Genomic DNA, 13,190 nt, shown 5'->3' with positions numbered 1-13,190 from the left:
AGCCCATGACAAACATCAATGAAACCGGTTACACTGCCGCGAAGTTCATATTTGCCTTGCCCAACAGGAGTACGGTCTCATGGTGCTGAAACCTTTGAAATTCAGTCTTCTCTGCCTGACTCCCGCAGTCCTTCTCGGAGGCGCATGCACTCTGAGCGGAGCTCAGATTACTGAATCCAACCCCGCCGCCAACGGCCCCGTTCATATCAAGGTCAGCCGCCCTGCCCATCCGCAGATCATTCCAGAAGCCCTGTTCGGCAGCTTTCTTGAACCCATTCGCCAATCGACCTACGGGGGCCTCTGGGCGGACGCAGTCGTTAACCCTTCCTTCGAGGATGGTCTCTGGTCCTCAAACAACATCGCCCAGATGTTGCACGAGCGCCCCGAACTCCGCCGCGGCTCAGAGGTAGGCCTCCCCCTGCCCTGGGAGCCGCTTGAACGCAGCCAGGGCAGCCGATACGCGCCCATTCGCGGTGATGCCGCAAACTCATACCAGTCCCTCCTCCTGATGTCTCTGCCCGGCAAGGAAGTCGGCATTCTTCAGCGCCTTGATCTGCCCGTCCAGCGTGAACTGACCTATAAGGGAAACATCTGGATCAAACATGTAGAAGGCCCGGAAACTGTGTCGGTCTCCTTGCGCCGCAGAGACCATCACGATCAAACCCTCGCATCCGCAGATATCGTTGCATCGCAGGCAACGTGGACGAAATATCCCTTTAGCCTGACGCTTAAGCCCGGGAACGTGGCCCCGCTTGATCCCGTCGATCTCGTCATCTCGCTCTCCAATGACGCTCGAGCTCAGGTAGACAACGTCTCGCTCTTCCCTGCAGACGCAGTCGATGGCATGGACCCGGACGTCCTCAACCTCGCACGCGAGCTTCATTCGCCCCTCGTTCGCTTCGGCGGAAATTTCACCTCACACTATGACTGGCATGACGGGTTAGGCCCCGCTGACAAGCGCATCTCCAAGCTCAACCTCTCCTGGGGCATCCCGGAATACAACACCTTCGGCACCGATGAGTTCCTCAACTTCTGCCGACTCATCAACGCCCAGCCTCAGATCGCCCTCAACCTCGGCACCGGCCATCCGCAGGACGCAGCCGACTGGGTTCGCTACGTCAACGAGCATTGGGGAGATCACAAGGGCGGCAATCTATGGGAGCTTGGAAACGAGCTCTGGGGAGACTTCCAGGTAGGCTATCCCTCCATGGAGCGCGTAGCCGCCAAGACCCTCGCAACGAGCCAGGCCATCCGCGCCGTTGACCCGCACGCACGTCTCATCGCCACCGGGGCAGATGAAGACTTCTTCCATGACTGGGACGCCCAGCAACTCGCCACGCCGCCTGACACCTTCAACTACCTCTCCACCCACTTTGTCGTCAATGACAACGTCCAGCTTGCCCATGCCAGCGACCAATTCCGCACGCAAGCCGCGCTCGCTCTTCCCTGGGGTCTCGCAGACCGAATGCAGGCCATCAAGAAGCAGATCGCAGACTCCGGCCGGCCGGACGTCAAGGTAGCGTTCACTGAGTGGCTCATGGTCTCCGACTCCCACACTGGCCCTCACTTCTCAAACCTCGGCGGGGCACTCTTCGCTGGTGGCTTCCTCAACATGGTTTTGCGCAACTCGGATGCCGTCGGCGTCTCTGACATGACCGGCATCATTGACTTTGCAGGCATCGTCAAGAAGCATGGTCAGGCCTATGGATCCCCTGCCTACTGGGTGCTTCGTGCCTATAGCAGCACCCACCCTCATCTGTTGTTGGCGGTCCAGTCGGACTCGCCCACGTACAACGTCACCCACGGCATACAGCGCCTTCCTGAGATCTCAAACGTCCCCTACCTTGATGTGATCGCAGCCGAGTCAGCGGACGGCAAGAGCCTCGTGCTCTTCTGCGTAAACCGTCACCTCACCCATGCGGCTACGGCGGAGGTGGATCTCAGCGCCTTCGGCGTCAAGTCCGGCACCGCCCGGATTTCAACCATAACCGGGGAAAACATATTGGTGGAGAATGATGAAGTGAATCCCAACACAGTCACCCCCATCATGCGCTCGGAAGCCTTCAAGTCGAAGTTGACTTACACCTTTCCAAGCAAGAGCGTCACGGTGGTGGAAATTCCGAAAGACGGACTGAAGTAGCTGCTCGACAGCAGTAAACCATCCAACACAGGCAGGTTTCCAATGCGCTTTGTTATATCGATCTATCTCCTGATTGCGCTCAACGCGGGTAGCGTCTTTGCACAGAACCCAAGATCCATTCCCGTAAAAGGAGATATACAGGGCGCCCACGACCCATCCATCGCGCGTGATGGAAACACATGGTACGTCTTCACCACAGGCAAGACCGCGGATGGCGGTCAGTTCGCCGTCCGCTGCTCCAGGGATCTTGAGCATTGGAACTTATGTGGCCAGGTCTTCGACTCTATCCCGGCATGGATCACAACACGCAGCCCCGGCACGAAAGACCTCTGGGCAGCCGACATATCGTTCGTTCACGGCGAGTACCGCCTCTATTACTCCTACTCGCTCTTCGGCAAGAACACGTCAGGCATTGCATTGGCCACGAATAAAACATTGGATAAGTCGAACCCGAACCACAAATGGCAGGATCGCGGGTTGGTCTTTGAGTCTCATGCCTCCGATAACTACAACGCCATCGACCCCAACTACATCGCTGACAAGGATGGCCATGGCTGGCTGGCCTTCGGCAGCTTCTGGGATGGAATCAAGATGTGGCGTCTTGACGACAACTCAGGCCTGCTCTCAAAGACAGACTCTCACCTCTATGACCTCGCCCGCCGGAAACAGCCGGCAGACGCCGACCCGGCGCATCCCGGCCTGCCTCCGGATTGGCAGGCCATTGAAGCGCCATTTATCGTTCGGCACGGCCAGTTCTATTACCTCTTCACCTCGTGGGATCTATGCTGCCGTGGCTTGAAAAGCACATACAAGACAATGGTCGGAAGATCTCTCTCCATCACCGGCCCATACCTGGACCGCGATGGTGTACCGCTATCCCGCGGTGGTGGCTCCAGCGTGCTTCTCCCCAACAAGACCTGGTTAGGCCCAGGAGGCGAGAGCGTGTTCATGGACCCATCGGGCAGTGACCTCATGGTCTTCCACGCCTATGACGCAAAGGACGGAAGACCAGGCATGCAACTCTCCACCATCGACTGGTCTGGCGATTGGCCGTCAGTCGTACTTTCCAACTGATGTCATCTCCCTCCGTGAGCAGCAGACCAGGACATCTCATGAAAATACAGTATCGCCTTTGCCTTGTGACCTTCTGCCTTGTAGCTCCGGTTTTGCAAGCCCAGACACCGACGCTCACCATCGATGCCTCTAAACCGGTCACAGCCGTCAGCCCAACCCTCTACGGCCTGATGACGGAGGAGATCAACTACTCCTACGATGGTGGTCTCTACGCCGAGATGGTCCGTAACCGCACCTTCCATGATCACTGGCCACCCTTTGAGTACTGGACTGTTGTAGCCCAGAAGTCCGCCACAGCCCAGCTCAAGTATGGCTCGACCGGCCCGTCCGCAGCGCTCTCGAAGAGCCTGCAGTTGACCATCGTCGATGCCGGCCCAGGCAATGAGGCGGGCATCTCGAACCCCGGATACTGGGGGATGGCCGTGCAGCCATCAACAACCTACAAGGGGTCTTTCTATGCCAAGGTCGATCACCCCAACGTCGCCCACGCACGTCTTATCGCAGACGATTCCGGCAACGTACTTGCCCAGGCGGCCATCGTTCTACCGGTCGGAGACTGGAAACAATTTCAGTATGTTCTTCATTCCCAGCCCAACGTCACCGCGAGTTCCAGAAATCATCTGGAGCTCACCTTTGAGCATCCTGGAATCGTCAACCTGCAACTGGTCTCTCTCTTTTCTCCTACCTTCAATAACACTCCTAACGGCAACCGCCCGGATCTCATGAAAATGATGTCGGCGATGAGTCCCAAATTTCTCAGACTACCCGGAGGAAACTACCTGGAGGGTGACTATATCAACGAACGCTTTGAATGGAAGAAGACCCTGGGTCCGCTGGTAGACCGCCCTACCCATCGCGGCCCTTGGGGCTATCAGTCCACAGACGGAATGGGCTTACTCGAGTTTCTGAAATGGTGTGAAGATCTCAAGATCGAACCCGTCCTCGCGGTCTATGCCGGCTACTCCCTGAAAGGGTACCATGTGCAACCCGGAAAAGATCTTGAGCCCTTCGTTCTGGACGCATTGGATGAGATTGAGTATGTAACCGGTGACCCAGGCACAAAGTGGGGAGCGGAGCGAGCAAAAGAAGGCCACCCGAAACCATTTCCCCTCCACTACATTGAGGTGGGCAATGAGGACTGGTTCGACAAATCCAAGAGTTACGACGCCCGCTTCGAGCAGTTCGCCTCCGCAATTCGCCAGAAATATCCCGCCTACAAACTGATCGCGACAGCGCCCGTCACGCAGGGGCAGCCCGATGTCATTGACGACCACTACTACCTCACCCCGGAGGAATTCTTCTCTCCCGATCAAAATCAGAAATACGACAAGATGGACCGGAAGGGGCCAAAGATCTTTATCGGAGAGTGGGCCACAAGGACCGGCTCTCCCACACCAGATTTTGGTGCCGCTCTGGGAGACGCATCCTGGATGACGAGCATGGAGCGCAACAGCGACCTCATCGTCATGGCAAGCTACGCCCCTCTACTCACGAACATCAATCCCGGAGGCATGCAGTGGTCGACCGACCTGATCGGCTACGACTCCCTCCGTTCCTATGCCTCCCCAAGCTACTGGGCACAGGTGCTCTTTGCAGCTCATCTTGGCGATCACACGATCCGAACATCCGGCTCAGGCTTGGACCCGCGATTCTTCTGGTCAGCCACCACGTCGGAGAAGAATCACATGCTGTATCTCAAGCTCGTGAACGCCTCCGCGGAACCACAAGCCATCACGCTCGCATTGAACGGCGTGCATAGTGGCTCGGCTCAACTCTCAAGCCTGCATGCCGCAACCAGGTCAGCAACCAACTCCATTGAGCGGCCCAACGCAATTGCGCCAGTCCAGTCAAGGGTGAACGTCGTTGATGGTCAATGGAAACACACCATCCCGGGAAACTCGATTGAAGTTCTAGACATTCCGTTGAAATGATCAGAACTCCGCTCCTCAGATGTGCCAGTTAGATCATCGATGTCCGTCAAGACCCGAGTCGTAAGAGTTGTTCAAGGCTGAAGAGTATTGCGCTTGTTATTTGTGGTCAGCTTCTTCAACACAAACTCCTGGAAGACGTTGTTCATGGCGTCGCCCGCAATCCCAAGCAGCCCATTCGCAATCGTCACCTTCGCACCCTGACGATCCTCCGGCGCATAGTACAGGTTCGAGAGCGCGCCTGCCGACATATCGCCCAGCATCGTGGAGTAGTTAGGCTGCGGCCTGCCCTTGTCGCCCCGCGTGACGACCGTGCGGCTCACGGCGTACCAGAAACGTGAAGAAGTCGATCCCGTGCCCTTGTAAAAGTATCGTGGATCCTGATGAAACACCGAGGGCAGGATCGCACCGCCGATGAAGGTTCCGGACACCAGGTTTCCCAGATCTGCGCCGTACCGTCGACCGTAACCCTTCCATCCCTGGCTATATCCGGGAAACGAGTTGGTCGCCTGCTGAACACCCGCAACCGTGCCCACGAGAATCAGGTTACCCGGGTCAGCCGCGTTCTTGAGAGCCAGGCGGAACTTCTGCCCAGAGGTAAGGGGCGTAGCCCGCCAGATATAACTGACGAAGAAGTTCGGCAGAATACCCGCAATGCGCTGTTGTTCTGCAAGGTGGATCTGTGCCTCGGCAATGTCCTTGTCCGATGCGGAGACGGTCACCGAATCAGTCGCCGCAGGACGCAACGTAAAGGTAGCCGAGGCGGTGTTTGCTTCGGGCACTAACCGCACCGATCCGGTCACAGGACTGAAGCCATCGCGGGAGACAGTTACGCTAAAGGTGCCAGGCGGCAGGTCTACGATTGTGAACCTGCCATCTGCATCGCTTGTAGCAGTGCGTGGCGGCAAAAGGGGTCCGCTGAGTTGGACGATGGCTTCGGGTACAGGCGTTCCCTCAGGCGTCGTTACGCGACCGCTGAGGCTGCAATAGGTGCGATTCTGTCCCGGATCGGCCGCCGCCAGATCGGACCGTAAGGACAGAAACATATCTCGTTGCTGTCCACGCATCACAGGACCACAGCACGTCAGGAGCAGTAAAAAACTCGCGTGTACGAAGGTACGGCGCGGTCTGGCAGGGTCGATGATCGGGCGAAGCGAAACCATGAATACCCGTTGGATGCGCCTTGATACATCTGAGGTAACACGCTCCGCGGGCGGAGGGTTCACTCATACGAAGCAAGCGTTACCCTGCAGACCTGACACCGCCCTATCCCCTCAGTGACCCAGCACGAAATGACTCTCTAGACGAATATCCCGTGAGGAAGAGCCCACAGCAAGATCGAAGCTCCCCGGCTCCGCGACCCAGCCATGCTTCGCTACGCTGTAAAAAGAGAACGCCCGCCGATCCAACACAAACTGGACGCTCCTGCTCTCACCCGGCGCAAGCTCTACCCGCTGAAATCCCTTCAACTCCTTCACCGGCCTGTCCACCGACGCATGAGGCTGTCCTACATAAAGCTGTGCCACCTCAGCGCCCTTACGAGCACCAGTATTCTTCACCGTCAAACTCACGGTCGCCATCTCATCACCGGTGCCCTTATGCACCTTCAGATCGCTGTATTGGAACGTTGTGTAAGAGAGCCCGAAGCCAAACGGAAACAGCGGCGGTACATCAATATGCTTATCGAAATACCGATACCCCACGTAGATTCCCTCCGCATACTTCACGTGAAGATTCTCCCCCGGATAGTTCCCGTAGCTGGGCGAGTCCTCCAGCCTCCGCAGAAACGTAAACGGCAGCTTACCTGAAGGGTTTGCGTCACCAAAGAGAATATCGGCCACCGCGTTCCCACCTTCTTCTCCCCCGTACCATGCGTCCACAAGCCCGGGCACCTGATCGACCCACTGCGTCAGATCCACGGAATCGCCCGCATTCAAAACCACAATCGTCCTCTTGTTCACCGCCGCCACGGCGCGGATCATTTCGTCCTGCCCCTCCGGCAGCTTCATATCAGGCCGATCCTTGCCCTCCGTCTCCAGCTTCCACGAGTACCCCACAAACACCACAGCCGCATCAGCATCCTTCGCAGCCGCTATGGCTTCATTCAGCCGCTTCTTCTTAGCCTCCGCCGTATCGTGCTCCGGCTCCTCGCCCGCCATCGCAGCGCCCAGCGCATACCGGACGTCCACGCCCGTAGCCCGCGCCCGTATTCCGTCCAGCGGCGACACGATGTTCTTCGCATACACCAGTCCGCTGCCACCCCCGCCAGCACGCGCCGTAGCAGCCCCAGGCCCAATCACCGCAATCGACTTCACCTTGCCCGCCTCCAGTGGAAGCACGCCCCCCTGATTCTTCAGCAGCACAATCCCTTCATCCGCAGCCTTGCGAGTCAGCGCACGCTGAGCAGGCGTATCGATCGCCCCTCCCGCCACGTGCTGATGATCGTAGAGTCCTGATTCAAAGATCACCGTCAGAATCCGTCCGGCATTCTCATTCACATTCGCCACAGGGATCTCGTTGCTCTTCACCAGCGGCATCACCTTCTCCGGAACCAGGTACCCGCCATCGTTGCCGGCAATATGCGGTCCACTCGCCGCCAGCCACTTGCGCATCGGAGGCCCACCCGGCATCTCGATATCCATCCCAGCATTCACGGTCCCTGCCGTACTGTATGTGCTGCCCCAGTCGGAGACGACAAATCCCTTGAACCCAAACTCTTTATAAAGCTCCTGCTTCAACAAGGGACTCTCGGCCGCATACGCCCCATTCACCTTGTTGTAGGAAGACATCACCGTCCACACATGTGCATCCTTGATCGCAGCCTCGAACGCCGGAAAGTATATCTCATGGAGCGCACGCTCATCCACCGCAACGTCAATGCGATGCCGCTCGAACTCCTCGTTGTTCACCGTAAAATGCTTGACCGAGGGCAGTATCCCCTCGCTCTGAACGCCTTTGATATACCCCACCGCCATCCGTCCGCTCAGGTAAGGATCTTCGCCGTAGCTCTCAAAGTTACGCCCCCACAGCGGAGTCCTGTGGATGTTCACCGTAGGCCCCAGGATCATATCCCGTCCAACCGCCGCCACCTCCTGCCCAATCACCTGGCCCTCCTGCCGTGCAAGCTCCGGGTCCCACGATGCCGCCACATTGATACCCGCAGGAAACGCCGTGCTGCTGAACCGATTCACAGGCGTCTCCACGCTCGTCTGTGAGGACGGCCCAGTCCATATCCGAATCCCCATCGGCCCATCCGCCATCTTGATCGCCGGAATCCCCAGCCTCGGCACCCCTGCGCTCTCCATCCAGCTTGATCCGCTCAGAAGCGAGATCTTCTCCTCCAGCGTCATCCGCCCAAGCAGATCCGCGACGCGCTCCGCCACTGGCCTCCGCGCGTCCTTGTAAGCCGCCCCTGCATCCCCACCCGCCTGCGCATAACCTGTGCCAACCAACATCCCAAAGGCAACGACCCCGCATCCCAATCTGCTCAAGCTCATAGACCGCTCCTCAAAAAACCATCTCACCGCACAAAAAACCCAAACTATTGTGCAACCGAAAAGTTATCACGACCCGATTCGCAATCCAGCCCCATCTATCCGACAATAGAGTTTGGCTAAATATGACTGACCAGACTCACACCAACGCATCCCCCAACAACCAGATCACCATCCGCGGAGCCCGCACCCATAACCTTAAGGGCATTGACGTCGATATCCCGCACAACGCCCTCACCGTCGTCTCCGGCGTCAGCGGCTCCGGCAAGTCGTCCCTCGCCTTCGACACCGTCTACGCCGAAGGCCAGCGCCGTTACGTCGAATCGCTCTCCGCTTACGCCCGCCAGTTCCTCGAGCGCATCGAAAAGCCCGACGTAGACCACGTGGACGGTCTCGCCCCCGCCATCGCCATCAAGCAGAAGAACCAGACCCGCAACCCCCGCAGCACGGTCGCCACCGCCACGGAGATCTACGACTATCTCCGCCTCCTCTACGCCCGCTGCGGCACCGTCACCTGCCTCCATTGCGGCGGCATCGTCAAACGCGACTCGGTCGACGAGATCGTAGCCACGATCCTCGCCCTCCCTGAAGGCACCCGCACCCACGCCCTCTTCCCCATCACCCGCGCCGAGATCCGCATCGAGGCCCTTCAACCCTCCTCCGTCGAAGAGACTGAAGCCCCGAAGCCCGCCAAAAAAGCCGTCAAGAAGTCCGCAAAAAAAGCAGCAACAGTCAACATAGCCGCCGCCACCCTCACTGACCCCATCAAGGATCGCCTCCTCGAACTCCGCCGCCGAGGCTACAACCGTCTCTTCCAGAACGGTGCCATAGTCGAGTTCTCCACCCCCGAGTCCCTCCTTGAGCTCGACTTCTCCAAGCCAATCTTCGTCCTCATAGACCGCCTAGCCCTCAGCCCCGATATCCGCACCCGCTTGGTCGATGCAATCGAAACCGGTTACCGCGAATCCGGCGAAATCCAATTCCACACCCTCCCCCGCGACGAAGCCGCCCCCCAGCAATTTAGGTTCAGCTCCGCCTTCGAGTGCACCACCTGCCACCGCGCCTACCGCGAGCCCGAGCCGCGCCTCTTCTCCTTCAACAATCCCTTCGGCGCATGCCCCCGCTGCCAGGGCTTCGGCAACACCATCGACTTCGATCCCAACCTCATCATCCCGGATCGCTCCAAGTCCCTCACAGGCGACGCCGTCGCCCCCTGGGCCTCCGGCAAGTACCGCCCCCATCACGCGGAGATGCTTCGCGCCGCCAAGGCCGCCAACATTCCAACCTCCGTCCCCTGGTACGACCTCACCCCCGCCCAGCAGTCCTTCATAGAAGACGGCAGCGGCAGCTTCCCCGGCATCCGCGGCTTCTTCCGTGACCTCGACCGCAAAAAATACAAGCTCCACGTCCGCGTCTTCCTCTCCAAGTACCGTGGCTACGCCCTCTGCCCCGACTGCCGGGGCACTCGCCTCCGCGCCGAGGCCCGCGCCGTCCTCCTCTCCGGCAAGAACATCTGCGAGGTCTCCGCCCTCACCATCACCGGCGCAACCGAGTTCTTCGACGCCCTCAACCTCAGCCCATCCCAGATGGAGATCGCCGGCAAGGTCCTGGAAGAGGTCCGCCAGCGCACTCACTTTCTCCACCAGGTCGGCCTCGACTATCTCACCCTCGACCGCCTCTCCAGCACTCTCTCCGGCGGCGAATCCCAACGCATCCAGCTAGCCACATCGCTAGGCTCCCGCCTGGTAGGCGCGTTGTATGTCTTGGACGAGCCAAGCATCGGCCTCCACACCCGGGACACCGCCAAGCTCATCCGCATCATGGAAGACCTCCGCGATCTCGGCAACACCATCCTCGTCGTCGAGCACGACCCCGACGTCATCCGCGCGGCAGACTACCTCCTCGATCTCGGTCCCGGAGCCGGCGAGCTAGGCGGCCAACTCCTAGCCGCAGGCACCGTAGCCGAGGTCACCCGCAACCCCGCCTCTATCACCGGCAAATACCTCTCGGGCCGCCTGACGATCCCGATTCCGAAAGTCCGCCGAGAGCCGGGGCGGGAGCGCCTCAAGCTCACCGGCGCACGCATCCACAACCTCCGCGGCGTAGACATCGAGATCCCCCTCAACCTTCTCTGCTGCGTCACCGGCGTCTCCGGCTCCGGCAAGTCCACCATCGTCCACCAGGTCCTCTACCGAGCCCTCCAGCAGGCTCTTGGCCAGACCGAAGGCGCAGACCCCACCGGCCTCTATCGCGACCTCTCCGGCACCCAGCACCTCAACGAGGTCATCCTCGTCGACCAGTCCCCTATCGGCCGCACACCCCGCTCCAACCCCGTCACCTACATCAAGGCCTTCGACGACATCCGCGCCCTCTTCGCCGCGCAGCCCGACGCCAAGCGCAAGTCCTACGCCGCCGGAGCCTTCTCCTTCAACGTTCCCGGCGGACGCTGCGACGTCTGCGAAGGCGACGGCACCGTCACCGTAGAAATGCAATTCCTCGCAGACATCGAACTCCCCTGCGAGGAGTGCAACGGCACCCGCTACAAAGCCGCCATCCTCGACGTCAAGTACAAGGGCAAGAACATCCACGACGTCCTCAATATGACCGTCAAGGAAGCTCTCGTCTACTTCGCCGGCCATCAAAAGATCGTAGACAAGCTCTACGTCCTCGACGAGGTAGGCCTCTCCTACGTCCGCCTCGGCCAGTCCGCTACCACCCTCTCCGGCGGCGAAGCCCAACGTGTCAAACTAGCCTCACACCTGGCCACGGCCCGCTCCGTCTCGAACCGGTCCTCATTGAATGAAGCCGCAGCCAAGGCTCGTTCCCGAACCCTCTACATCCTCGACGAGCCCACCACCGGCCTCCACTTCGACGACGTCGCCAAGCTCCTCGCAGCTTTCCGCAAGCTCATCGAAGGCGGCGGCTCCCTCCTTGTCATCGAGCACAATCTGGACGTCATCAAGTCCGCCGACTGGGTCATCGACATGGGTCCCGAGGGCGGCAACGCCGGAGGCCAAGTCGTAGCCATAGGCACCCCGGAAGACATAGCCGCCAACAAGGCCAGCCACACCGGCCACTGGCTTGGCCCCGTCCTCGAAGCCACCGCCCACCACGAACCCATCCCGGTACACGCATGAACCTGATCAAAAACACCCTCGGGTGCCCCATCCTCGGACCACAGTCTCATCGTGGGACAGGGTGGGGTATCGTTTGCGGAAGCAAACGACCGCTCGCCCTCGCAGCAGCACTCCTCTTCACCCTCCCCTTCGCCAAAGCCCAGGACTTCAGCAGCACAACCACCCACACCATCCAGCTCCCGGAGAACCCTGCCCGTGCAGCAGCACAAGCAGCCCTCGAAGCTCGCGACTACCCCAAAGCCCTCAAGCTCCTCACCCCGCTAGCGGCCGCCAACCCAGGCGACGCCCACCTCCAGTACGACCTCGGCTCCGTCCAGGACGTCCTAGACCAATCCTCCCCTGCCGAAGCCAGCTACCGCGCCGCCATCAACGCAGACCAGGCCTTCCTGGAGCCCCACCTCGCCCTGGGCCTCCTCCTCGCCCGCGCCGGCCGCTTTGACGATGCCCGCCCCGAACTAGTAGCCGCCACCAAAGCCACGGGAGAAAACCTCCTCAAAGCCCGAGCCTTCCGCACCCTGGCCCGCCTCGACGAAAAATCACGCCCCGCCGACGCCCGCGACGAGCTCCTCGAAGCTCTCAAGCTCTCCCCCGAAACCCCTGAAGACACCCTCCTCACCGCCGAGCTGGCCCAGTCCGCAGGCAACGGAGCCAAGCCCGCCGAAGCAGCCTACCGCCGCCTCCTGGCCCAGCACCCCAACGACCCCCAGGCCACCGCCGCCCTCGCCCACCTCCTCGTCCAGGAGAAGCGCCCTGACGAAGCCGAGGCCCTCCTCAACCAATCCCTCACCGCCAATCCCGGCGACCCCGTCCTCACCGCCCAGCTCGCTTCCCTTCTCACGCAGCAAGGCAAAACCGCCCAGGCCCTCCCGCTTGTAGAAGACCTCCACAAGGCGCATCCGGATAACCCCGAGATCACCCACCTCCTCGCCAGCCTGGAGACCCAATCCGGCAACTTCGCCGCAGCCGAGCCCCTTTACGCCGCCCTCTCCAACGCCGCGCCCAATGACGGAACCCTCGCCGACGCCCACGCCGACGCCCTCATCCACCTCAAGCGCTACGCCGAAGCCGAAAAGATCCTAACGCACGCCGTCACCACGCCAATAACCTATCCAACCAAGGAAGACCTCGCAGCCTCCGCCGGCCACCTCGCCTTCGCCGCGTCATCCAACAATGATCCGCAGGGGTGCTTGCAAGCTTTGCAATTGCGTGCTACAGTCCTTCCATCCTCACCGACCACATTGTTTCTGGCCGCTATTTCGCTCGATAAGCTTCACAGAATCAAGCAAGCCCAGCAGGCGTACAAAGATTTTCTCGCAGCATCGAACGGTTCGTTACCGGATCAGGAGTTTGAGGCGCAACACCGCCTCATCGCCCTGCAACACATGCACTAAACCCGCTCGTTAGAAGCAGGTGCATC

General features: G+C 60.0%; 7 protein-coding genes. 5 read left to right on the top strand and 2 right to left on the bottom strand.

The features are described 5' to 3' along the window. The first annotated feature begins 79 nt into the window (after positions 1 to 79). The 3 genes from ACIX9_RS09160 to ACIX9_RS09150 are packed head-to-tail and all read left to right on the top strand — an operon-like array spanning position 80 to position 5,145. Positions 80 to 2,140: an alpha-L-arabinofuranosidase C-terminal domain-containing protein gene (locus tag ACIX9_RS09160; RefSeq protein ID WP_013580197.1), complete on the top strand. Its 2,061-nt coding sequence runs from the start codon at positions 80 to 82 to the stop codon at positions 2,138 to 2,140. Between the two features lie 42 nt (positions 2,141 to 2,182). Continuing rightward, positions 2,183 to 3,214 carry a family 43 glycosylhydrolase gene (locus ACIX9_RS09155; RefSeq protein WP_013580196.1) on the top strand — a complete coding sequence of 344 codons (1,032 nt, stop codon included), beginning with the start codon at positions 2,183 to 2,185 and terminating at the stop codon, positions 3,212 to 3,214. Between the two features lie 38 nt (positions 3,215 to 3,252). After that, positions 3,253 to 5,145, top strand: a complete 1,893-nt coding sequence (locus ACIX9_RS09150) for an alpha-L-arabinofuranosidase C-terminal domain-containing protein (protein ID WP_013580195.1) — start codon at positions 3,253 to 3,255, stop codon at positions 5,143 to 5,145. A 71-nt stretch (positions 5,146 to 5,216) separates the two neighbouring features. On the opposite strand, the gene ACIX9_RS09145 is transcribed toward ACIX9_RS09150, so the two are convergent. Beyond that, complete coding sequence (locus tag ACIX9_RS09145) at positions 5,217 to 6,188, bottom strand: carboxypeptidase-like regulatory domain-containing protein (protein ID WP_013580194.1); 972 nt, start codon at positions 6,186 to 6,188, stop codon at positions 5,217 to 5,219. Positions 6,189 to 6,416: 228 nt separating this feature from the next. Beyond that, entirely contained in the window at positions 6,417 to 8,639 is a 2,223-nt protein-coding gene (locus ACIX9_RS09140) for a glycoside hydrolase family 3 C-terminal domain-containing protein (protein ID WP_013580193.1), read from the bottom strand. Positions 8,640 to 8,761: 122 nt separating this feature from the next. Here ACIX9_RS09140 and uvrA point away from each other — a divergent pair, with 122 nt between their 5' ends. After that, on the top strand, positions 8,762 to 11,773 hold the full coding sequence (uvrA, locus tag ACIX9_RS09135; RefSeq protein WP_013580192.1) for an excinuclease ABC subunit UvrA: 3,012 nt from the start codon (positions 8,762 to 8,764) through the stop codon (positions 11,771 to 11,773). Next, positions 11,770 to 13,164, top strand: a complete 1,395-nt coding sequence (locus ACIX9_RS09130) for a tetratricopeptide repeat protein (RefSeq protein WP_013580191.1) — start codon at positions 11,770 to 11,772, stop codon at positions 13,162 to 13,164. The genes uvrA and ACIX9_RS09130 overlap by 4 nt, the downstream gene beginning before the upstream one ends. Positions 13,165 to 13,190: the final 26 nt, after the last annotated feature.

The organism is Granulicella tundricola MP5ACTX9, from assembly GCF_000178975.2.
Classification (GTDB): Bacteria; Acidobacteriota; Terriglobia; order Terriglobales; family Acidobacteriaceae; genus Edaphobacter; species Edaphobacter tundricola.
The sequence above is the reverse complement of the archived record's forward strand: the minus strand, read 5'-3'. Positions and strand labels throughout refer to the sequence as shown.